This window comes from Brucella thiophenivorans (assembly GCF_002252445.1).
Taxonomy (GTDB): domain Bacteria; phylum Pseudomonadota; class Alphaproteobacteria; order Rhizobiales; family Rhizobiaceae; genus Brucella; species Brucella thiophenivorans.
In genome coordinates this window covers 20,775-43,534 of the sequence record NZ_NNRJ01000016.1, presented here as the reverse complement: position 1 = coordinate 43,534, position 22,760 = coordinate 20,775, and the positions used below count along the sequence as shown (strand labels likewise).

Sequence of the window (22,760 nt, the reverse complement as noted above, 5' to 3'; positions counted from 1 at the left end):
TTTACTTTTTACTGGATTTTACATGCCACACGATACCAAATTTCCGCATGCGCCAACAGCACCGAAACATCCGGCGAGTGACACGCGCCATGGCATTACCCGCAGCGATGACTATGCATGGCTGCGGGCAGATAACTGGCAGGAAGTCTTCAAAGACCCTTCGGTGCTAGCGCCTGAAATCCGTAAGCACCTTGAGGCAGAAAACAGCTATCAAACCGCTTTGATGCAGGACACGGAAGCGCTGCAAAAAGAGCTTTTTACGGAGATGCGTGGGCGCATCAAGGAAGATGATTCATCTATTCCGTCAAAAGATGGCCCTTATGCTTATGGCGTTTCTTTCAGGACCGGTGGCGAGCAGCCATATTTCATACGCAAGCCACGCGATGGCGGGACTGAGAGCATTCTGCTTGATGGCGACAAGGAAGCGGAAGGCAAAGCCTATTTCCGCCTCGCTTCTGCCGATCACTCCCCCGATCACCAGCGGCTGATCTGGGGCTATGATGACAAGGGATCGGAGTTTTACAAACTCAAGGTTCGCGAACTCGACCAGATGTCAGACCTTGAGGATATACTCACCGACACCAATGGCGGTGGTGTGTGGGACGCATCAAGCGCAGGCTTTTTCTACACATTGCTGGATGACAACCATCGCCCATCAAAGGTCTTTTATCACGAGATTGGTACATCTCAGGCGCAGGATAAGCTGATTTATGAAGAAGAAGACGCAGGCTTCTTTCTTGGCGTCGGCGGCTCGTCACTTGATGACTACGTCTTCATTGATATTCATGATCACGAAACATCGGAATGCTGGCTGTTGCCTGCAAACGATCCCTCCGCAAAGCCGCAGCTCGTCATGGAGCGCAAGACCGGTGTTGAATATGATCTCTCCCCCGGTGGGGATGAGTTCTTCATTCTAACCAATGCGGATGGTGCGAAAGACTTCAAGATCATGCGCGCGCCGGTCAGTGCTCCGCAGCCTGAAAACTGGCAAGAGGTGGTTGCGGAAGTTCCGGGACGCCTTATTCTGTCCCATGGTGCTTACAAGCATCATCTTATCTGGATGGAACGAGACAACGGCCTGCCGCGCATCGTCATTCGCGACCGCACAACAGGCGAGCAACATGCCATCGCTTTTGACGAAGAGGCCTATTCGCTTGGGCTTCATGGCAGTGCAGAATACGATACAGATGTCATCCGTTTCTCTTATTCTTCAATGACCACGCCGGAGCAGCTGTTCGATTACAACATGAACACGCGCGAGCGCACTCTACTGAAAACGCAGGAAGTGCCATCGGGCCATGTCATCGAGGACTATGTCACGCGGCGTATTCTTGCACCTGCTGCTGATGGCGAGATGGTTCCCGTATCGGTGATCTACCACAAGGATACGAAGCTTGATGGCTCTGCTCCATGCCTGCTTTATGGCTATGGTTCCTATGGCATCACCATTCCGGCAAGCTTCAGCACGTCGCGCCTTTCACTTGTTGATCGCGGTTTCGTCTATGCGATCGCGCATATTCGCGGCGGCAAGGACAAGGGCTTTGCATGGTATGAAAACGGAAAGCGCGAGAAAAAAAACAACACATTTACGGATTTCATCGCGGCTGCAAAGCACCTCGTCAGCCAGGGCTTCACAAGCCACGACCGCATTGTCGCGCATGGCGGCTCGGCTGGCGGCATGCTGATGGGCGCCATCGCCAATATGGCTCCCGAAGCCTTTGGCGGTATCATCGCCGAAGTACCCTTTGTCGATGTTCTCAACACCATGCTCGATGACACATTGCCACTCACTCCGCCTGAATGGCCTGAATGGGGCAATCCGATCACGTCGGGAGCCGATTACCGCAATATCGCTGCCTATTCGCCTTATGACAATGTGAAGACCCAAGCCTATCCGCGTATTCTTGCCGTCGCAGGTCTAACCGATCCGCGTGTGACTTATTGGGAACCGGCCAAATGGGTCGCGAAACTGCGCGAGCTTAAGACCGACGACCACCCTGTGCTGTTCCGTATCAATATGGATGCAGGCCATGCGGGTGCTTCGGGGCGTTTTTCACGCCTTGAAGAAGTCGCTTATACCTATGCTTTCGCGTTGAAGGCTGTCGGTAAAGTCTAAAGCGTTTCAAATTAATATATATCCGAACTCCCGGCAGTTATTTGCCGGGAGTTTTTTTAGGCCTATATTATGCGGATTACACCGACGCGGAGATCAGGCCATGTATCGTGTATTGTTGACCGCATTTGTTTCCCTGCCTCTATTGGTGCCCACACTCCTTGCCAACACAGCTCAGGCGCAGGTCCGCAAGGACGTCAGCGAATATGCCGGGCAACGCTGCAACACGCCACCGCGTGGCAGCGGCGTTATTGTCGGCCAGTTTAGCGGTGTGGACGACTCGCCATTCGTCAGCGATGGCGACGGGCTTGTGCCAGTTGACCGCTTCCGTTGCTTTCAGACAATGTCCGAGTGCAAAGGCTGGCTCTATACGATGCAAAGCAAATACACCAATGCCGGAGCCCCAACGGTTGTGCGCTGCACCAGGCGATAATTAGTTTCGTGCCGGGTAGCCATCCTTATGCGCCGGGATTGCTTTAAGATAAGCGGCAATTGCTTCGCGGTCCGCATCAGTGAGATGCGCCATATTGGTCACCACATCGGTCATCGATCCGCCTAATGAATCAAAGTCCGGCGTAAAACCACTTTGCAATGCATAGGCGATGTCGTTTTCGCTCCAGTCGCCAATACCGCCTTCACCGGCAGTAATATTGGGAACAATGCCCTTTCTGCCATCGCTGCCCGTTTCGGGCGAAAGAGCCCCCGCCATCCATTGCGTGGTATCAAGTCCGCCAATGACACTGCGCGGAGTATGGCACTCTGCGCAATGTCCAAGCGCTTCTGTCAGATATTTGCCGCGCTTGACCTGATCAGAAGCATTGGCCAGTTCCACCACCGGTTTATCGGAAAGATATAGCTGCTTCCACAACCCCAGGCCACGGCGAATGTTGAATGGAAATCCGAGTTTGTGCTCGGCTGCAACATTGTCGGATTCCGGCAAGGTTTTCATATAGGCAAAAAGATCGGCAACGTCCTGTGGCTGCATTTTCGCATAAGACGTATAAGGGAAGGAAGGATAAAGATGCTCTCCCTTTGTCCCCACGCCTTTCAGAATTGCATTGGCAAAATCATGCAGGGTCCAGGTGCCGATGCCCTGTTGCGACGGCGAAATATTTGGCGCTATAAAAGTGCCAAAATCCGAAGCCAGTTCGTGACCGCCGGCCATAACCTTGCGTGCATCACCCGTTGCGCCGGGTGCGGCGTGGCAGGAGGCACAGCCCCCTGCCCAGAACACTTGTTCACCCTTCGCCGCATCGCCCGGCTGCAAAGATGCAATCACCGTCTGATCCACAGTCTGGGGCGTTGTCAGTACCCAGAAAGTAGCTGCACCAATGATGATTAATGCGCCTGCGGCATATGCGAGTTTTCGGACCATAAGTTGGATCAGTTCTTCTTCTCACGATAGACCTGATGACAGGAACCACAATTGGCGGCGACCTGCTGGAATGCCGACTTTAAAGCATCGAGATCCTGCGGGTTCGCAGCAACTGCTGCGGCCGTATCTGCGCGGAATTTCTCGACATGCTTGACGAAATCTTCCTTGTTTTCCCAAATCTTGGCTGAAGCTTCCGTATCACCCTGATCGGAGCCAGCTGGGAATAGCGTCTCCACGTCAAACTTCTTCGCGTCGGCATCAAGCTTTTCAAGTGCTGCCAAAGCTGCAGCCGCATCGAAAGGCTTCTCGCCCTTAACCATCGGCGCGAGCTGTCCAACAGCGCGTCCCATGTCTTTCATGATTGCCTGGCGATCCGCAATAGCATCGGCATGAGCCACACCGGCAGTCAGTAATGCTACTGTGCTGACGGCTAAGAAAAATGAACGCATACGATCCTCCGCGTTGAAAATGGATGACAATCTTCCCTGATATAAATATCAGGCACATTCCCTGTCATTGCAACAAATGCACCCAATAAATGATGATCAGAATAAACAACACGCTGATATTATAGCTATTATTACAGTATTTTCACGAAAACGTGAAAAACATGACTACAATACTATTGTTTGAGTGCCTCAGCATTACAATCCCGCCGTGAGAATAGTTACTTTAAAACATGATATTTATTATCATGTTTTTCTTGAATAAGAATCGATAAAGAAAAGCCCCGCTTTCGCGGGGCTCTTCATTTCTAATACTAGAGCGGTCACTGTTTAAACGAAATCATAGGAACCGCTCTATCCATCTGTTTTTACGCACTATCCGACGCAAAACCGCTTCGCACTTTTGCTGGAAATGCTTGAATCGGCAAATTATGCCTTTTCGTAAAGCTCTGACACATAGTCCCAGTTGATTAGGCTATCGACGAAAGCTTCGAGATACTTTGGACGCGCATTGCGGTAATCAATGTAATAGGAATGTTCCCACACATCGACGCCGAGGATTGGCGTTGCACCATGAACGAGCGGGCTTTCACCGTTTGCAGTCTTCGAAATTTCGAGCTTGCCATTCTTAACCGACAACCATGCCCAGCCAGAACCGAACTGGCCCGCACCGGCAGCAATGAAATCTTCGCGGAACTTATCATAGCCGCCGAGATCGGACTCAATTGCCTTTTCCAGATTGCCCGGCAGCTTCTTGCCGCCGCCGTCTTTCTTCATCCAGTTCCAGAAATGGAGATGGTTGTAGTGCTGACCAGCATTGTTGAAAAGCGCCTGATTCTTGCCGAAGCTTTCCTTAACGATTTCTTCGAGGCTCTTGCCTTCAAGGCCCGAACCTTCAAGCAGCTTGTTACCATTGGTAACATAAGCCTGATGGTGCTTATCGTGGTGGAATTCGAGCGTTTCGCGCGACATAAACGGAGCAAGTGCGTCGTAATCGTACGGAAGGGGGGGCAGTTCAAAGGCCATTGAAACTCTCCTCTTTGTCTTTCAGCTTAACAGGGCAGAGCGTATACATACCCGAAAACTTGCGTGCGCAACCTACATAGGCCCCAACGCTTCATGCGGCAATGGCGCAGGTTCTAAATTTGCCACGCAACGCAATGATTTTTTATTGAAATTGCATAAGGATAGGGTCCAGTTTACTTTTTTTGATGGAAACGTCCGAATGGAGAAAATCGGTGTCTTATAGTTCCTATGTTTTCGACGCCTATGGCACATTGTTCGATGTGCATTCTGCTGTGCGTCGCCATGAGGAAAAGGCAGGACCTGACGGACGCGCATTCTCAGAAATCTGGCGGGCTAAGCAGCTCGAATATTCATGGATTCTAAGCCTGATCGGTGACTATAAAGATTTCTGGGCTTTGACCGAAGAGGCGCTGGATTTCGCGTTTGCGCGCTATCCTTCCGTTGATCCTACACTTCGCAACGACCTTCTGGATGCTTATTGGAAACTCGATTGTTACCCGGAAGTACCGGCAGCACTCAAAAACCTTAAAAGTCGCGGCGCGCGCCTCGCTATTTTATCCAATGGTTCTGCTGCCATGCTGGAGGCTGCGGTCAAGTCTTCCGCTCTGGACGTTCTGCTGGATGATGTCATCTCGGTTGACAGCATAAAACGTTACAAGACCTCCCCTGCCGTTTATGAGCTGGTGACCATGCAGTGGCGGCTCTATCCATCTGCAATTTCATTTCAGTCGTCCAATCGATGGGATGTGGCGGGTGCTGCGCGATTCGGCATGCGCTCGGTCTGGATCAACAGATCAAACCAGCCAGATGAGTATAAGCAGTATCCGCCTGCGCTTATTCTGCCTGGCCTTCAGCTTTTGGATTAATCTTCACTATAATTTGAACGGGCATGTTTTAGTGAGATGGCCTGTCGAAGCGAAAAACGTGTCGCAACGGCAACACAGGGACTGTAGTGGCCGTTTAGCCACTTTTAAGCCTCATTGCGAACGGCTGGAGGTCACATTTATGGGGCGTTTTGCCACCAACAGACGCGGAACGAAAAATGTTCAGCATCGTTATCGGCAAACAAATTGTGACCATTGCAACGGGTTGGTCGCATTTAATTAACCCTAACCGTTGTAGTTGTATCCGTAGCTTCTCCCGTCACTAACCTGGTTATTACATGCAAACGACCCTTACACGCCGTTCTTTTCTCACGGCCATGACAGTAACAGCGGCGGCCGGCCTCGCCGGTTGTGCTCAGTTGGGGCAGAATGTTCCAATTATTGATGTCGATGCGAACGGCAATCCAATCAACAGGACGCCGCAAGCCAATGTCGACGCTTCCTATGGAAGCTGGGCATCGATGTATGCTGCTGTGGAAGACAATGGCTTTCAGCTTCCTGCTATTCCGATCCAGAAAATGGACAAGCGCTATTTGCGTCAGGTCGTCCAGGATCCGACAGGCGAAATGCCCGGCACCATCGTCGTCGACACCACCAATCGTTTCCTTTATCTGGTGCTCGGCAATGGTCAGGCAATGCGCTACGGCGTAGGCATCGGTCGTGATGGTTTCGCATGGTCTGGCCGTGCGGTCATCCAGTATAAGCGCGAATGGCCACGCTGGACGCCACCGGATGAAATGGTCGCCCGCCAGCCAGAACTGGAGCCTTATAGCTCACGCAATGGCGGCATGGCGCCGGGCCTTAAGAACCCGCTTGGTGCACGCGCGCTATACATCTTCAAGGATGGCAAAGACACGATCTTCCGCCTTCACGGTAACCCGGAATGGTGGTCGATCGGCAAGGCCGTTTCATCTGGCTGCGTACGCTTGCTCAATCAGGACATCATCGATCTGTATAATCGCGTACCTGCTAAGTCCCCTATTCTGGTTATGTAATTCGCGATTTATTGTCGTCATAAAAAGCCCCGCCTATGCGGGGCTTTTTATATAATTCATATCCGCGTTCTGTCAGCGTTTGAAGCTGCCAAGAATACCTCGCACCAACGCCCGACCGAGTGATGTACTGACGGAGCGAACTACTGATTTCATGGCTGTTTCGGCTACAGTCTGTCGGCCTGACCGACGACCGGTTCCCAGCGCAGTTCCAAGCAGATCACCGAGAATACCACCGCCTTGTCCAGGTTCTTCCTCTTTTGTTTTCTGCTGCGCATCAGCTGCGGCTAGTGCTTTTCGCGCCAGCATCTCAAATGCAGAATCACGATCAACGGTTTGATCATACTGCCCTGAAACTGGACTTGCGGCGATAATCCTTGCACGTTCTTCAGGCGTTAATGGACCAATCCGCGACGACGGCGGACGGATCAAAGTGCGCTGCACCATCGAAGGCACACCCTTCGCCTGCAAAGTCGAAATCAAAGCCTCACCAGTGGCAAGGTTGGTGATTGCGTCATAGGTTTTGAAATCAGGGTTTGGACGGAACGTATCAGCTGCCGTTTTTACCGCATTGGTTTCGCGTGGCGTATAGGCACGCAGTGCATGCTGCACACGATTGCCAAGCTGCGCGAGAACTGTTTCAGGCACATCAAGCGGGTTCTGAGTGACGAAATAAACACCAACGCCCTTTGAACGGATCAGGCGAACCACCTGCTCGACACGATCAACCAGCGCTTTTGGCGCTTCATCGAACAGGAGATGTGCTTCATCGAAAAAGAAAACGAGACGCGGCTTATCAGGATCGCCAATTTCCGGCAGTTCTTCAAAAAGCTCCGACATTAGCCAAAGCAAAAATGTCGAATAGAGACGGGGGCTCATCATCAGCTTGTCAGCCGCAAGAACGCTGATAACACCACGCCCATCGGTCGTCGTGCGCATCAGATCGGCAATGCGCAGGGCGGGCTCACCAAAGAACTTGGTGCCACCTTGCTGATCCAGCACCAGCAGCGAGCGCTGGATCGCTCCAACCGACGCCTTGTTGACGTTGCCATATTTTGCAGAAAGCTCTGCCGAACGCTCGGCCATCTCCGCGAGGATTGCTTGCAAATCTTTCAAGTCGAGCAGAAGCAGCCCTTCTTCATCGGCAAGGCGGAAGGCAACGTTGAGAACACCCTCCTGTGCATCGGTCAGGCTCATCAAGCGTGAAAGAAGTAGCGGCCCCATTTCGGAAATGGTAGCGCGAACGGGGTGGCCCTTTTCACCGAAAATATCCCAAAAAATAACCGGAGAGGCCCGCAACTCATAAGGATCAAGCTTTATCTCGGTAGCGCGTTTGGTCAGATTCTCGTTGATAATGCCCGTTGCTGCGATACCCGAAAGATCACCCTTGATGTCGGCGCAGAAAACAGGAACGCCTGCAGCGGAAAAGCTCTCCGCCAGAACCTGCAATGTCACCGTCTTACCCGTACCTGTCGCGCCGGTCACAAGCCCATGGCGGTTACCATATTTCAGCGCCAGATATTCCGGCTGCTGATAAGAGTCGTCTGGTTTGCGGCTTGCACCAAGGAAAAGGGCATCATCGACGGTCATCAGGCATGTCGCTCCGTAAAAGGTTTGCTCCCGTTACGATATACTAGACCCACCACCACGCAACACTGAATAAGTCGAATTGTGCTTCAAGATTGATATCTCAACGTCCCTCCAACAAGAAATTCGCAATATTTTAAACCAGTAAAGCTTGCAAAGCCTCTGCGGTAATGCATATTACGTAAACGTAAGATATTTCGGGAGAGTCTCATGGATGAACTAATTGCGCGCATCACTTCCAATGTCGGCATTGATGCGGCAACGGCAGAAAAAGCCGTTGGTATGATTTTGGCGTTCCTGCAAAAGGAAGGCCCTGCTGATAAGGTTCAGCAATTGCTGGCAGCTTTCCCGGGCGCTGAAGAAGCCATCGCGCAGGTCAAGGGCGGCGGCCTACTTTCCGGTCTTATGGGCGGCGTGATGGGTCTCGGCTCCCAGCTTATGGGCGCTGGCCTCGGCATGGGCGAAATTTCCGGCGTTGCCAAGGAAACCATTCGCTTTGCCAAAGAAAAAGCAGGTGCAGAACCTGTCGATGCAGTGGTTGGTTCAATCCCCGGCCTCGGACAGTTCGTTTAAGTTCTGCTTGCCGCAACAAATAGCCCCGGTTTTCCGGGGTTTTTTTATGCCTGTTTTACGACCTTCACGCCGACATAGCGTGCGCGACCCGCACCCCAGCCATTGATCGCAGCCCCCAACCCCAGCAGAGCAAAGAAAATTCCACAGGCTGCAAAACTTCCTGTTGCCGTGTGAATAACGCCGACAATCAGCGGTCCAATTGCCGCCAGCGTATAGCCTATACATTGAGCCATACCGGAAAGATGGGCCGCAGTGTGCGAATCTGGCGAGCGCAGGACAATCACCATCATGGCGGCTGCGATCAACCCGCCCTGCCCGAAACCCTGGACAATGGCCAGAAGCCAGAAGCTCCATTGTGGCAGATAGAGAAAACCTATCAGCGGCAAGGCAGCGCTGGCACAAAGCACGACATTAAGCAGGCTCTGGCTTTTCTGTCTTATGGCAATGGAGGGAATAGCAAGACAGGTAACGACCTGAATCATGATTGAAAAGGAGACAAGCACGCCAGCTGCCGCGGGGCTTAAACCTTGTTCACGCAGGATCGGCGCCAGCCAACCAAACACGATGTAAGCGGTGGAGGATTGCAGCCCCATAAAAAATGTGACCTGCCAAGCAAGCTTATCTTTCCAGAGCCCAATTACCTTGAAGCCCGAATGGGCAACATTGTGTTTTGTACGCAAAGCCTGCGGCAACCATAACGCAAATACCAGTGCAGCAGGAATAGCCCAAAAAGCCAGTGCCAGATTCCACGAACCACCCAGCATGTGTTCAATCGGAATTGTCAAACCAGCGGCGGCAGCGGCGCCACCGCAAAGAGCCATCGTATAAAGACCGGTCATAATAGCTGCCGTTTTAGGGAAGTCACGCTTCACTACGCCCGGCAGAAGCACATTGCCGGTAGCAATTGCCGCACCGGCCAAAGTCGCTCCGATATAAAGCGAGGCGGCGTTGCCGATGCCTCGTATTGCTGTGCCCAGAGTCAGGACAATCAACACAAATAGCAACACACGCTCTGCTCCGAAGCGCTGTGCCAGTCTTGGCGCAAATGGTGCGAATACACCCAGACAGACCACAGGCAAAGTCGTCAGAAAACCTGCAGCCGTTGTCGACATGCCTGTAGCTTCGATGATTTCAGGCAGAAGCACTGAAACACTTGAAAACACCGGGCGCAAATTGGCCGCGATCAGTACAAGGCTTAGCCCTAAAAGCACACGCATTGCTGTTGTCTGCTTTTGTGGAGGAGAAGGTTGCGGTGAACTATCAGCTTCGGCGTCGATCAATGGCTCAACGAGCACAGGTTTAGTGTGGCTCATAGCGACCGCCCCCTCTATTTAACGCGCACAACAGGATTTGATGCGTTATACCCGACTTTATAGCCCGTCAATGTCTGGAACTTCATCTTAGAACGCTTCCCGAAACATGTGAGACGGTTTTCGTGATGCGCGTTAAGGCAACTAATCAGATCGAAATACGCACTAAATGAATGGACGAACTTCACTGCCGCATTCCGTTAACAATTATCGCGCAATGTAGCGGGCATTGGCCTGTCTCCCAGAACTGGCTAGAAAACCAAGCAGGTGGAGCAACTGTCATAGCCTTGAAACTCAGGAGTAACACGATGACTCCGGTGGATTTTTCGGATTGGACGGTTAAACTGACACTGCTCTAGATTTTAGAATTCGCAACCGGGTGCTGCATGATTAATCTTTACTGCCTCAACGGAGATCATCTCGAACGCGTCGAGGTTGAACCCGGTAATCCCTTGCCTGATAATGTTATCTGGATTGATCTGCTCGCCCCGGGCGTCAATGAAGATCGTATTGTCGAAGCATGGACAGGCATTTCCATTCCGACCCGCGAAGATATGACAGAGATTGAGGAATCAAGCCGTTTTTACATGGAAAATGGCGCACAATATCTGACTGTTCCAATTTTACATGCTGTCGATCTAGATCACCGCGAACTGGCTCCCGTCACCTTCGTGATTTACGGCCAGCGGCTCGTAACCGTGCGCTATGCCGATCCTAAATCGGTCAGTATTTATATCAACCGCGCGACAAAGCCCGGCAATGGCCTGATCACTGGCAAATGCTCTGGCCTGTCGATCATGCTTGGTATTATCGAAGCCACCACCAATCGTCTCGCCGATATTCTCGAAGGGGTTGCTGGCAAGATTGATGCGGCATCACATTCGATTTATCGACGCCAGCCAAAAGCGCGGCCTATGACAACCGAGGATTTCCGCCATATCCTCACACAGATCGGTGGGCAGGGAACGTTTCTTTCGCGCATGCGTGAAAGTCTTGCCGGTGTGAGCCGGATGCTGGTCTATCTTTCTGCAATCAACAGTCCCGTTGCGACTAAGAAAGATACGCGCTCGTGGATCAAGTCGCTCGAACGCGATGCGCAATCACTTGTCGCTTATGTCGACTTTCTGTCCAATAAAGTCACCTTTCTGCTTGATACGATTGTCGGCCTCATCTCCGTTGAACAAAATGCCATCATCAAGATTTTCTCAGTGGCAGCCGTGGGCTTCATGCCACCGACACTGGTCGCATCCATCTATGGCATGAACTTCTCGTTCATGCCCGAATTGAACTCGCCATGGGGGTATCCAATGGCACTTGGCCTGATGGTCGCATCAGCGCTGTTGCCGCTATTTTACTTCCGCCGGAAGGGCTGGCTATAAATCACACTGATGCGGCCACAATCTCCCAATCCCTGCCGTTGATCTTCAGCACATCGCCCACTGGTTTGCCGAAAAGCATGATCGCCACGGGTGCAACGTGAGATATTTTACCATTGGCAGGATCGGCCTCGTCTTCGCCGACGATAGTCCATGTCCGTGTTCCGCCTTCGTCGAGATTTTCAAGCTCAACCGTCATACCAAAACGCACGACATCACTGTCAGGCTCAGGCACGGATAGTTCCGCCGTTTCACGTCGCGCCGTCCAATACCGAAGATCACGCGAAAGACGCGCAATAGTGGAGCGCTCGCCCGCGACATTGGCTTCAGCCAGTTCGCGGGCGAGCTTGGCCAGTTCTTCTTCAATCATCTTCAAACCCTCACGCGTGACGAGATTGCGATGCGGGCTGACGGGACGTTCACCGAGATCGGTCGGCGCGTCGTCCTCTTCTTTGGTGAAAGCTCTGCTCATTCACAGAATGTATGCAGAGCGCCTAGCGTCTGCAAGTCTGCTGTTCCGACCTCAGCTAATTAAAGCCAGACAAAATCGCTGGGCTTTTTTCAGCCATGTTTTTATTGATTGAACAGTCAATCAAAGTTAAAATGCGTTCAATGGATTTTAATACGGGATGATGATGATGCCCAAAATCGGAATGGAACCTTTACGGCGGCGCGAGTTGATCGATGCCACGATCCGTACAATCGGACAGCGCGGTTCACTCGATGTTACCGTTGCGCAGATTGCGCACGAAGCGGGTGTTTCACCAGCGCTTGCGCATCATTATTTTGGTGGCAAGGACAAGCTTATCCTCGCCACCATGCGTCATCTGTTGCGCGAACTTGGCAATGACCTGAACGCCGCAATAAAGCTCGCGGAATCCCCACATCAGCGTATTGCAGCAATCATCGCTGTCAATTTTTCTGCGTCACAATTTGCGCAGGAAACAATCACTGCCTGGCTTACATTCTACGTTCATGCACAACAGTCGGATGATACCAGGCGGCTTTTACGCATTTATGCGCGTCGCCTGCATTCCAATCTGGTTTTTGCACTTGAACAAATCACCAGCCACAAGCGAGCGGTCCGCATTGCCGAAGGTGCGGGTGCGCTGATTGATGGACTTTATATCCGGCATGCATTGGGGGCCGACTCACCAAATGCAGCATCAGCAATTGCGCTGGTTAAAGATTACATCGCTGTTCAGCTATCGGCGGGAAAATAAAATGGAAGCAGATTTCGTTATCATCGGCTCAGGTTCTGCCGGTTCGGCTATGGCTTATCGCTTGTCGGAAGATGGCCAACATTCTGTTATTGTCATTGAGTATGGCGGTCCAGACATTGGGCCGCTGATCCAGATGCCCGCCGCCCTCTCTTTTCCCATGAATATGGAAACCTATGACTGGGGCTTTTCGACAGAACCTGAACCCCATATTGGCGGACGCAGTCTGGTTACGCCACGCGGCAAGGTGGTTGGTGGTTCATCTTCGATCAATGGCATGGTGTATGTTCGCGGCCACGCACGCGATTACGATCACTGGTCGGAAAGTGGTGCGCAGGGCTGGTCTTTTGCCGATGTGCTGCCTTACTTTAAGCGAATGGAAAATTCACATGGTGGGCAGAATGGCTGGCGCGGTACCAATGGACCGATGCATATCCAACGTGGCCGACGCGATAATCCGCTGTTTAAAGCCTTTGTCGATGCTGGTCAGCAGGCTGGATTTGAAGTCACAGACGACTACAATGGCGAGAAGCAGGAAGGCTTTGGTCCGATGGAGCAGACAATCCATAATGGACGCCGCTGGTCTGCCGCCAATGCCTATCTGAAACCTGCGCTCAAGCGTCCCAATGTGAAAATAGTCAAAGGGCTGGCGCGCAAGATCGTGCTAGATGGCAAGCGCGTCGTGGGTGTTGAGATTGAGGCTGGCCGCTCGTTTTCAACAATTCGTGCGCGGCGCGAAGTCATCATCGCAGCATCATCCATCAATTCGCCGAAGCTGCTTATGCTTTCAGGCATCGGCCCTGCTGACCAGCTTAAACAACACGGCATTGAGGTTGTTGCTGATCGCCCCGGCGTAGGGCAAAACCTACAGGATCATCTGGAGGTCTACATCCAGCAGGAGTGCACGCAGCCGATCACGCTCTATTCAAAGCTGAACCTATTTTCGAAGGCCAAGATCGGAGCGGAATGGTTGTTCTTCAAAACGGGTGATGGTGCCACAAACCATTTTGAATCCGCAGCCTTTGTTCGTTCGAAAGCAGGCGTCGAGTATCCAGATATTCAATATCATTTTCTGCCAGTTGCCATCCGCTATGACGGAAAAGCTGCAGCGCAATCGCATGGTTTTCAGGCGCATGTCGGTCCGATGCGCTCCAAATCACGTGGAAGCGTGACGCTGCGCTCGGCCAATCCCCGTGACAAGCCTGTCATAAAATTCAATTATATGTCGCACGAGGATGACTGGTCAGACTTCCGTCATTGTGTGCGCCTGACGCGCGAAGTTTTCGGACAGGACGCATTCGCCCCCTATCGTGGCGCGGAAATCCAGCCCGGCGCGAATGTGCAGTCAGATGACGAGATCGACAACTTTATCCGTGAACATGTTGAAAGTGCATTCCACCCTTGCGGAACTTGCAAAATGGGATCAGTTGACGATCCAATGGCAGTGGTTGATCCAGAATGCCGGGTTATTGGCGTCGAAGGATTGCGGGTTGCGGATTCATCCATTTTCCCGCGCATCACAAACGGCAATCTCAACGGCCCGTCGATCATGACCGGCGAAAAGGCATCTGATCATATTCTGGGCCGTACTCCGTTGACGCGATCCAATCAAGAACCATGGATCAATCCACGCTGGGAAGTATCTGATCGCTAAACGCGTCTCAACTATTTGTTTTAGAACGCATCCCGACAACAGTTTCATACAATTCGGGATGCACTCTCATGAATTTCGAGGAGAACAGAATGAAAGCTCAACCCAAAGCCTCCCATTTCATCGGTGGTGCATTCGTGGAAGACAAGGCAGGCAAGCCGCTCCCTGTTCTCTATCCGGCAACGGGCGACGAAATTGCAAAACTCTATTCGGCAACACCCGATGTTATTGAAGCAGCTTATGCAGCAGCGCTTAAGGCACAGGGCGAATGGGCAGCTTTAAAACCGGTAGAACGCGGCCGTATTCTCCGCCGCACGGCCGAAATTCTGCGCGATAAAAACAAAAAGCTCTCCAAGCTTGAGACGCTCGACACCGGCAAGGCGTTGCAGGAAACACTTGTTGCGGATGCAGCATCCGCAGCCGACGCACTCGAGTTTTTTGGCGGCATTATTTCGGGCTTCAATGGTGAATTCGTAGAGCTTGGTGGCTCGTTTGCCTATACGCGTCGCGAGGCGCTTGGCATTTGCGTTGGCATCGGAGCATGGAACTATCCAATCCAGATCGCGGTATGGAAGTCTGCGCCAGCGCTCGCCATGGGCAATGCCTTCATATTCAAGCCATCGGAAAATACGCCGCTTTCAGCGCTGGCTTTGGCGGAAGCCTATAAGGAAGCTGGCCTTCCAGACGGGTTGTTCAACGTCGTTCAAGGGTTCGGCGATGTTGGTGCAGCACTTGTTAATCATCGCCTCACGGCCAAGGTTTCGCTAACAGGATCGGTTCCGACCGGTAAAAAGATCATGTCGCAGGCTGGCGAACACCTCAAGCATGTCACCATGGAACTTGGCGGCAAGTCGCCGATCATCGTTTTTGACGATGCCGACCTTGATAGTGCCATTGGCGGTGCGATGGTTGGCAATTTCTATTCGACAGGACAGGTCTGCTCCAACGGCACGCGTGTCTTCGTGCACAAAAACGTTCGGGAGATATTTGTCGAACGCCTTGTTGAGCGCACGCGTAAAATCCGTATTGGCGATCCAATGGATGAAGCAACACAAATGGGTCCACTCATCAATGCCGCACAGCGTGAAAAGGTTTTGTCCTATATTGAAAAGGGCAAAGCAGAAGGCGCAACATTAGCTTGCGGTGGTGGAATTCCAAAGCTTCAGGGCTTTGACAAAGGATGCTTCATTGAACCAACAGTCTTCACAAATGTCACAGATAATATGACCATTGCACGTGAAGAAATCTTTGGCCCTGTCATGAGCATTCTGGAGTTTTCGGACGAAGAGGAAGTGATCGCTCGAGCGAATAATAGCGAGTTTGGTTTGGCGGCAGGTGTATTCACGGCAGACATTGCGCGAGGGCACCGGGTGATTGGCCAGATCAAGGCCGGCACATGCTGGATCAATGCATATAACCTCACTCCCGTCGAAGTGCCGTTTGGTGGCTACAAACAGTCTGGCATCGGTCGTGAAAACGGTATTGCGGCATTGACCCATTATAGCCAGATCAAAACTGTCTATGTCGAAATGGGCAAAGTCGACAGTCCCTATTGAATTGCCCACTGCCCGTAGTTGACAAACTTCTACCCAAACCTTCTATTCTGCCTCTAGTTTCGCGCACGGCAGCGGATGAGAAATCGGCCCCTATACCAGCTTCTTATCCGCTGAATATTTGATATTTAATAAGTAAATAAAAGAATTTTTATTATACAAAGTAAATTTGTACTAAATACAATCAAACATTAAATTATAATTATTTAGTTAAATAGAAAATACATATTATATTAAATAGATATATATTTTGGTAGCGAATCAATATTTTGGTTTATATATTTTGAAAGGTCGCTTTAAACGCGAAAACTACGATTTCACTTTTTTCTAAACAATATGATTAAGGTCCAATTGGATTGAGATGGGAAAAGAGCTCTGCTTATCGACGAGCGTCGTCGATTTCCACACATGCATTCATCACAGTCACGATTTGTCGAAGGGGCTTCACACAACCCAGCATTCTCGAATGATGGGATCCCTGCCCGTCGACAGCACAGTCCCCAATAAGCAAAATCGCGAACGCAACAAAAGACTCATTTTGCATAGTGGATTTGACCATTATGTTCTCCAGACAATTCTGACAGGAACCTTACGCGGAAATTTTAACGGTACGGATGTTTTTGTTCATCCCGGCGATATCGTCATTGTCGATCTGTCACATTTGTCTTCAAGTACCTTGGAGAAAGATACCTGCATCTCAGTTATCATCCCGAGATATGATCTGGAAAAGCTGACAGGTTGGCGAAATTTACATGGAACAGTGCTTAAGTCGCGAGCGCCAACGACATGTTTACTATTTAATTACGTAAAAGAGATGGTTGAGATCAGTGCGAAGCTCAACGCCACTGAAACTATTGCTGCCAAAGATGCAATGCTCATTCTTCTCACTTCATGCATTAACGGCTCGAAACAAAGTTTCGGGAAAAATTTGGCAATAAATCCAAAAATGCGGCATCGAATTCTAGCCTACATTGATGATAACCTGACCGATCCCCAACTTAAACCACGGTCTATCCAGCAGCACTTTAATGTCTCACGGTCACATCTTTATCGGTCTTTCGAACCAGATGGCGGAGTGGCAAAAGTCATTCGCGACAAGCGGCTGAGACTTGCATACCGGCTTCTTATCGAAACACAGGGAAAGCAACCTTCTCTCAAGGAAATTACCTATCATTGCGGCTTTCCTGACGCCAGTCAATTTACCAAAACGTTCAAGAAACATTATGGCATCACCCCAAAGAACGCGCGCGAAACCAGGGGGTGATAAGCTCAGATAGCTACAGCATCGCCATGGATCAAAACTATCTGACGTCACAGAACGAAAAAGCTGAAGTCAAGCCAGATAGGCCTGCAAAACCACCGCACCAAATCTAAAGCATGCTCTCCCGAACTGAAGTGAGGATGATGAATCTTTCAGATCAATATGTGTTCTATCTGAACACTTAGATAATCATTGTGCCTGTTCTTATACTGCGCCAGACAGTTCCATCCGAATAAGCCATTTGCGCACCACCGCTTGAATTGTTCACATAAGCAATAGCCCCCGCTCCCTGTTGAGAAGCCGATGGCAGACTAAACACTGCATAAGATGCGGGACGGATAGGCCCATCAACATGAAGCCGAGCTGTCGGGGCCAACGAGCCAACTGCAACATTGCCGGTTACGCGATCAACGTTCACAGCCACACGCCAATTGCCAACATCATCGCCAACTTTGATGCTGAAGTTATTGTCGCCATTGAGGCCCATCTCGGCATGTCCGGTCCAGTTCGACTGGAACAGCAGGCTTGCCGTGTCGGTGGCCGCACTTTTATTGACCTTTATCTGATGCCCGGCACCCGCATTGTTGAAAAGACTCGCCTGTGAAGAGACAGAGAAGCGGTTGATCACGTCTGCCGTCGCATGAATACCAAGCATCGAAAGCGATAGGCTTTCAGGAATGGAACTTGTGCTGTCCCACTGCGTGCCATCGAATACCAGCAGTTTCCCTTCGTCTTCAACATAGGCCAACCAGCCTTTTGCCACGGCTATAAAAGACCAGCCGCCATCAACGAAGAAAGCAATCATACCGACCTTGCCAGCCCAAAGCCCGTTGGCGGAAGCGGCAACGATATATCGTTCACCGGATAAGGGTGTTGCAGGCGCACCGATCTGCGCACGCGATTTCACGCTTAAATGAACGACTGCATCTAGCAATCGTAGCGCCTCATTGTGGGTTACATGTTTCTGCGCCTGACTGGGCGCGATGTAGGGAAGTTTAAGATTGGGTGTCTGATCCATGAAAAGCTCCTCGCGATGATCATGCGGGAAGCTTAAGCGCTCTTAGACAAAGGGGGATAAGTCAGCTTCCACGATATGTGGAATAAGACCAGGGGCTGACCAACAGAGGCACATGATAATTGCCGTCTTCATCTGCAATCGCAAATCGGATTGGGATTAAGTCAAGAAACGGTGGGTTGGCAAGATCGGCGTTCCGTCCCTCGAAATATTCGGCGACGTGAAACTGCAATTCGTAAGTGCCCTCCTGCATTTCACTGCCACTGAGCAATGGCTCATCCGTGCGACCATCAAGGTTTGTCACGGTGCGCTTGATCAGCTCGGTGCTTCCCAAGGCGCCTAGCCTGTAAAGCTCCAATCGCATTGCAGCCGCCGGGCTGCCATGAGCCGTATCCAGAACATGTGTTGATAGCTTGCCCATGATGATCCTCAGAGTTGAGTTTCTAAACTCGGTAAAACGTCTATACGATAGGTAACGTCAGGTAGATAATACTCTTGCAGATTATCCTCTTGGCCCGCGCGGTCAACAATAAGAAAATCGGATGTTGCTTCGAGAGAGACGAGCGGATGATGCCATACATTGCGCCAGTAATTGACACCCTGATCACCGCGCGCCAGAAATGCACGGGGTCTGGCGGGTTTGCCATCATTATCTTCCGCAACTACCACCAGAAACGGCCTACCGTTTAAAGGAATGAAAGCCTGCGAACCAAAGGGATGCCGTTCCAGCATCAAAATATCGATAGGCGTTTCAAAAAACTGTCCGCGAAATATATTGATCAGAACACGCGCATCCGTGCCGGTTGCCTCCACGCGGGCCAGATCGTGAAATCGTTCCGTCGTGCCATTGTTGATGAGACGACGTTCTGCGCCTTCCACCTCAATCACATCGCCAAACGGTGCAAAACCCGCCTTCGTCAACAACTCGACTTCAAGCACTTCAGACTTCACTCGATCCTCCCCAACCAGATGCATGTCGCACAGCAAAGCGTTGCATCCATTGAATTGTCAATCGCAAAGCAGTTTCAACAAACACATGAAAAAGGCCAGGTTTGCCACCCGGCCTTTTAGAACCATTAGTAATGCGCGTTGATCAACGCCTAAACAATGCGCTCACGGCAGGAACGCCACAGGCTGCGAGTGCAAGCTTAATCAGATCGCCGACAATGAAAGCGCCGAAGCCAAAAGCAATTCCTTTTTCGAGGCCGAATAGATAAGCCATCCAGCCAGCCCCCACGACAAGCACGACGAGTTCAGCAAGCAGCATAATGCCACCAAGCGCCAACGGATTGCGCGCAAGGCCCTTATCGGCTGCACGACCGATCATCCACGCAGCAACCAGATATGAAAGTAGATAGCCGCCGGTCGGGCCGACCATATAGGCAAGGCCAATGCCCTTTTCAGGCGTTCCGGTGAAAACCGGCATGCCAAGTGCACCTTCTAGCAGGTATAGCGCCACAGTCGCGACAGCGAGGCGCGATCCATAAACCGCCGCAATCGCAAAGAGCGCGAAGGTCTGCATCGTCAAGTTTACATAGAGAAGATCAACCTTGATCTTCGCGGAAATGGTCAGCACAGCGGTGCCGATCAGTGCGAGTAAGACAAAATAGAAGGCCCGTGCCAATTGCCCCGTGGGCAGATAGCTGGCGGCGAGCGATGCGGTGGCGACTTTCGCCCGGGATCTGTTCTGCATTCTTGCCTTGCTCCTTAAACTGGACGTTTCAGCTTCTAAAACCAAATAATCCATTTGAAACTTTAAACTTTAAAGCGGTTCTCGTTAAATAGAATTGTTAGAGCCGCTCTCTTTCTTTGCCTTACGCATTATCCTATGCATCGTAGCAGGATTAGAGATCAGTCCGGTAAATTGATTTCCCTGCGTAGACGCTTCGCACTTTCGCTAGAGATGCTCTACTTAGCAATAATACCATAGAAGAATTGGACCATTCGATGGCGATCGATTTCGACGGTAGTTTCTCTCCTGAATATGGAACTCCGGTTGCCTTGAGTAAAGACATTTTGCGCCTTACCGTCAATAATCCGAGCGCTTTCACGTTTCATGGCACCAATAGCTATATCATCGGACGCGAAACTCTTGCCATCATTGATCCCGGCCCGGAAGATGAAGCACACTTTCAAGCACTTCTGGCGGCAATTGCCGGTCGCCCGGTCAGCCATATCTTTGTGAGCCACACTCATCGCGATCACTCGCCACTTGCAAAGCGACTAAAGGAAAAAACAGAAGCGCTTGTTGTTGCGGAAGGGCCGCATCGCCCTGCCCGACCCTATTACAGCGGCGAAGTGAACATGCTTGAGGCCAGTGCCGACACCGATTTCATTCCGGATCTCGCTTTACCCGATGGTGAAAGGATTGATGGTGACGGCTGGGTTTTGCGTGGCATTCACACACCCGGTCATACTGCCAACCACATGGCTTTCGCACTTGACGGTTCTGGGGTGCTGTTTTCCGCCGACCATGTCATGGCTTGGGCGACCTCCATTGTTGCACCGCCAGATGGCTCGATGAGCGATTATATGGCTTCACTTGAAAAGCTGCTTGAGCGCGATGATCAAGTCCATCTACCCGGCCATGGTGGCGCTGTGACAAAGCCCGCCGCTTTCGTGCGGGGTTTGCGCGCACATCGAAAGATGCGTGAACGAGCGATACTCGAACGGATTATGCAGGGGGATCGCACCATCCCCGATATGGTCAAGGCCATTTATCGCGACACCGATCCGCGCCTGCATGGAGCAGCCGCCTTGTCGGTTCTCGCGCATTTGGAAGACCTTGTGGGGCGCGGTGAAATCACTACCGATGGCAATCCATCGCTCAACGGTATCTATCAGCCTAAGTAACTATTCAACATCCGCAGGCGCTTTATTGACCTCGCCCTCAAGGGCGGTCAAAAACTGGGTGATAAACGCCGCATTCAGCCCCATGTCACGTGTTCCATAGCGCGACAAAGACCGCATATCGACGAAAGTCGTTTCCCCTTCATCGAGCAGCCGAATGACCACATCGCTTTTCAGCCCGAGAATTGGACTATGGGCAGTCACAGCGAACCGACTAGCATTTTGTTGGGATAGAGGAATGTCGCGACTGATTTGAGTCCAGCCAAAGGTTTTGAGCGTGTTTGCGACACCTTGTGCCACACGGTCGGGGGCAGCTTCATAACGGCGTCCCATCACATCGGGATAAGCCGACATTTGCCCCAGCATATTTCCCTGAACGGCATCTGAAAGCGGGTTCATCCCGGCCAAGCGCTGCGGCATTGTCGACGGGAATTGCGGCGGTATTTCAAAATCAGTTGTTACATCATAAATGCTGGGTGAACCATACCAGAGGTTCCCCACAAAACTAAACGGCAGCAGAACTGCGAGCGCCAGAAACCCACCCCAGAAGGACCGTGAGCCGCCTTTGTCGCCGTTCAGCCAGAGATTGCGTAGCCCTTTAGCTGCACAGAATAACGCGAGTATCGCAAGCACCGCACCAAACGCTGCGATGAGAACGAAGTCAGGCGTTTCAAGCTTGCCAAGCCTGTGCAGAACAAGGCCAAGGACTGACAGCACAAAAGCAAAGATGCCGAACCGCAACGCCCAAACTGCGGAACGCGACTGTCGACGCTGATAGTGAAGTTTCCTCATGCAAGTCCCAAGTAGGTTTCAAAGCCGCAGCTAGAGCGCGGCTCGATCTAATTAAATCAGATCGGCGCATCGCAACAATTTGTTTTAACACGCATCTTGTCCGAAAACCGTTTCACGCTTTTCAGGATGCACTTTAATGCATAACAGAGGCTGCTTTAACGCAAAAGAAAAAGGCTGTGCTAAGCTGTCAATTCGTCCAGTTATAAAAAGTGAGCAGAAAAAATATAGCTAAATCAATATAAAAATCATTGTAGCAACTCCTAATGGAGCGCATGATCGCGTATATGGGGCGTTTATCGGATTCGTCGGAAAGGACGACATGGATCGAAACCTTCATAATGGCAATTTATCAGCCACATCCAGCTTTGCAGAGGCCGAGCCGGAAGTCATGACCTTGGAGGCTGTAGAGCTTGAATTTGCTCTCGGTGCGATTGACGTTTTGATCGAAGGATTTGACACCGCTCTTGCCAAAGCGGCCGAACGAGTGGGCGGCGAAGTTTTGTTCAACATGCCAGCACTTGATACAACGACTGCACAGCGCATCGGCGCAATTGCCATTGAAGGCCAGCCGCAGGATCAGGTTGTTTTTGTAACTTTGGGAAATGATGGAACAACGCTTTCCGTTGCTCCACCCACTGGTGAAAATGCTCTTTTCGTAAGTCTGGGCCGCAATTATGCAGAGGTCATGAAAAGCCTGACGCCAAAAGACCAGCTCAACGGCGAATAACGCTTAAGT

23 protein-coding genes are annotated in these 22,760 nt (G+C 51.3%); 12 read left to right on the top strand and 11 right to left on the bottom strand.

All coding sequences use genetic code 11. The annotated features are described in order from the left end of the window. The first annotated feature begins 22 nt into the window (after nucleotides 1–22). Nucleotides 23–2,116 carry a S9 family peptidase gene (locus tag CEV31_RS08420; RefSeq protein ID WP_094506620.1) on the top strand — a complete coding sequence of 698 codons (2,094 nt, stop codon included), beginning with the start codon at nucleotides 23–25 and terminating at the stop codon, nucleotides 2,114–2,116. Nucleotides 2,117–2,216: 100 nt separating this feature from the next. Beyond that, nucleotides 2,217–2,546 (top strand): hypothetical protein, encoded by a 330-nt coding sequence (locus tag CEV31_RS08415; RefSeq protein ID WP_094506619.1) that lies wholly within the window; start codon nucleotides 2,217–2,219, stop codon nucleotides 2,544–2,546. Here CEV31_RS08415 and CEV31_RS08410 read toward each other — a convergent pair whose 3' ends face one another. The 3 genes from CEV31_RS08410 to CEV31_RS08400 form a co-directional block, all read right to left on the bottom strand. Further along, complete coding sequence (locus CEV31_RS08410; RefSeq protein WP_094506618.1) at nucleotides 2,547–3,488, bottom strand: cytochrome c; 942 nt, start codon at nucleotides 3,486–3,488, stop codon at nucleotides 2,547–2,549. It lies immediately after the preceding gene. An 8-nt stretch (nucleotides 3,489–3,496) separates the two neighbouring features. Beyond that, nucleotides 3,497–3,937: a c-type cytochrome gene (locus CEV31_RS08405; RefSeq protein ID WP_094506617.1), complete on the bottom strand. Its 441-nt coding sequence runs from the start codon at nucleotides 3,935–3,937 to the stop codon at nucleotides 3,497–3,499. A 426-nt stretch (nucleotides 3,938–4,363) separates the two neighbouring features. Continuing rightward, a complete protein-coding gene (locus CEV31_RS08400; protein WP_094506616.1) occupies nucleotides 4,364–4,960 on the bottom strand; it encodes a superoxide dismutase in 597 nt (198 codons plus the stop codon). A 212-nt stretch (nucleotides 4,961–5,172) separates the two neighbouring features. Between CEV31_RS08400 and CEV31_RS08395 the strand changes: the two genes are divergently transcribed. Continuing rightward, nucleotides 5,173–5,826: a haloacid dehalogenase type II gene (locus tag CEV31_RS08395; protein WP_094506683.1), complete on the top strand. Its 654-nt coding sequence runs from the start codon at nucleotides 5,173–5,175 to the stop codon at nucleotides 5,824–5,826. A gap of 296 nt (nucleotides 5,827–6,122) precedes the next feature. After that, complete coding sequence (locus tag CEV31_RS08390; RefSeq protein ID WP_094506615.1) at nucleotides 6,123–6,839, top strand: L,D-transpeptidase; 717 nt, start codon at nucleotides 6,123–6,125, stop codon at nucleotides 6,837–6,839. Nucleotides 6,840–6,911: 72 nt separating this feature from the next. Here CEV31_RS08390 and CEV31_RS08385 read toward each other — a convergent pair whose 3' ends face one another. Continuing rightward, nucleotides 6,912–8,426 carry a helicase HerA-like C-terminal domain-containing protein gene (locus CEV31_RS08385; protein ID WP_094506614.1) on the bottom strand — a complete coding sequence of 505 codons (1,515 nt, stop codon included), beginning with the start codon at nucleotides 8,424–8,426 and terminating at the stop codon, nucleotides 6,912–6,914. A gap of 207 nt (nucleotides 8,427–8,633) precedes the next feature. On the opposite strand from CEV31_RS08385, the gene CEV31_RS08380 reads away from it, so the two are divergent. Continuing rightward, complete coding sequence (locus CEV31_RS08380; RefSeq protein ID WP_094506613.1) at nucleotides 8,634–8,996, top strand: hypothetical protein; 363 nt, start codon at nucleotides 8,634–8,636, stop codon at nucleotides 8,994–8,996. Between the two features lie 44 nt (nucleotides 8,997–9,040). On the opposite strand, the gene CEV31_RS08375 is transcribed toward CEV31_RS08380, so the two are convergent. Next, nucleotides 9,041–10,309, bottom strand: coding sequence for a CynX/NimT family MFS transporter (locus CEV31_RS08375; protein WP_094506612.1), 1,269 nt, complete (start codon nucleotides 10,307–10,309; stop codon nucleotides 9,041–9,043). A gap of 383 nt (nucleotides 10,310–10,692) precedes the next feature. Here CEV31_RS08375 and CEV31_RS08370 point away from each other — a divergent pair, with 383 nt between their 5' ends. Continuing rightward, complete coding sequence (locus CEV31_RS08370; RefSeq protein ID WP_094506611.1) at nucleotides 10,693–11,685, top strand: magnesium transporter CorA family protein; 993 nt, start codon at nucleotides 10,693–10,695, stop codon at nucleotides 11,683–11,685. A 1-nt stretch (nucleotide 11,686) separates the two neighbouring features. Here the strand turns inward: CEV31_RS08370 and CEV31_RS08365 are convergent, their stop codons facing one another. After that, a complete protein-coding gene (locus tag CEV31_RS08365) occupies nucleotides 11,687–12,154 on the bottom strand; it encodes a GreA/GreB family elongation factor (RefSeq protein WP_094506610.1) in 468 nt (155 codons plus the stop codon). A gap of 166 nt (nucleotides 12,155–12,320) precedes the next feature. On the opposite strand from CEV31_RS08365, the gene betI reads away from it, so the two are divergent. From betI to CEV31_RS08345, 4 genes are all read left to right on the top strand, one after another. After that, a complete protein-coding gene (gene betI / locus CEV31_RS08360; RefSeq protein WP_094506682.1) occupies nucleotides 12,321–12,905 on the top strand; it encodes a transcriptional regulator BetI in 585 nt (194 codons plus the stop codon). Between the two features lies 1 nt (nucleotide 12,906). Further along, nucleotides 12,907–14,556: a choline dehydrogenase gene (betA, locus tag CEV31_RS08355; protein ID WP_094506609.1), complete on the top strand. Its 1,650-nt coding sequence runs from the start codon at nucleotides 12,907–12,909 to the stop codon at nucleotides 14,554–14,556. Between the two features lie 89 nt (nucleotides 14,557–14,645). After that, the gene (gene betB, locus CEV31_RS08350) at nucleotides 14,646–16,109 is read left to right on the top strand and encodes a betaine-aldehyde dehydrogenase (RefSeq protein WP_094506608.1); all 1,464 of its coding nucleotides are present in this window, start codon (nucleotides 14,646–14,648) and stop codon (nucleotides 16,107–16,109) included. Between the two features lie 463 nt (nucleotides 16,110–16,572). Beyond that, nucleotides 16,573–17,370, top strand: a complete 798-nt coding sequence (locus tag CEV31_RS08345; RefSeq protein WP_169717318.1) for a helix-turn-helix domain-containing protein — start codon at nucleotides 16,573–16,575, stop codon at nucleotides 17,368–17,370. A gap of 178 nt (nucleotides 17,371–17,548) precedes the next feature. On the opposite strand, the gene CEV31_RS08340 is transcribed toward CEV31_RS08345, so the two are convergent. From CEV31_RS08340 to CEV31_RS08325, 4 genes are all read right to left on the bottom strand, one after another. Continuing rightward, nucleotides 17,549–18,385 (bottom strand): DUF2793 domain-containing protein, encoded by an 837-nt coding sequence (locus tag CEV31_RS08340; RefSeq protein ID WP_094506606.1) that lies wholly within the window; start codon nucleotides 18,383–18,385, stop codon nucleotides 17,549–17,551. Between the two features lie 61 nt (nucleotides 18,386–18,446). Next, nucleotides 18,447–18,803, bottom strand: coding sequence for a hydroxyisourate hydrolase (gene uraH / locus CEV31_RS08335; protein WP_094506605.1), 357 nt, complete (start codon nucleotides 18,801–18,803; stop codon nucleotides 18,447–18,449). A gap of 8 nt (nucleotides 18,804–18,811) precedes the next feature. Continuing rightward, complete coding sequence (locus CEV31_RS08330; RefSeq protein ID WP_094506681.1) at nucleotides 18,812–19,333, bottom strand: ureidoglycolate lyase; 522 nt, start codon at nucleotides 19,331–19,333, stop codon at nucleotides 18,812–18,814. Between the two features lie 142 nt (nucleotides 19,334–19,475). Next, nucleotides 19,476–20,075 (bottom strand): biotin transporter BioY, encoded by a 600-nt coding sequence (locus tag CEV31_RS08325; protein WP_094506680.1) that lies wholly within the window; start codon nucleotides 20,073–20,075, stop codon nucleotides 19,476–19,478. A gap of 254 nt (nucleotides 20,076–20,329) precedes the next feature. Between CEV31_RS08325 and CEV31_RS08320 the strand changes: the two genes are divergently transcribed. After that, entirely contained in the window at nucleotides 20,330–21,235 is a 906-nt protein-coding gene (locus CEV31_RS08320) for an MBL fold metallo-hydrolase (RefSeq protein WP_094506604.1), read from the top strand. Here CEV31_RS08320 and CEV31_RS08315 read toward each other — a convergent pair whose 3' ends face one another. After that, on the bottom strand, nucleotides 21,236–22,024 hold the full coding sequence (locus CEV31_RS08315) for a DUF1499 domain-containing protein (protein WP_094506603.1): 789 nt from the start codon (nucleotides 22,022–22,024) through the stop codon (nucleotides 21,236–21,238). It abuts the gene before it with no gap. Nucleotides 22,025–22,343: 319 nt separating this feature from the next. Between CEV31_RS08315 and CEV31_RS08310 the strand changes: the two genes are divergently transcribed. Further along, nucleotides 22,344–22,751 (top strand): hypothetical protein, encoded by a 408-nt coding sequence (locus CEV31_RS08310; protein ID WP_094506602.1) that lies wholly within the window; start codon nucleotides 22,344–22,346, stop codon nucleotides 22,749–22,751. Nucleotides 22,752–22,760 lie beyond the last annotated feature (9 nt).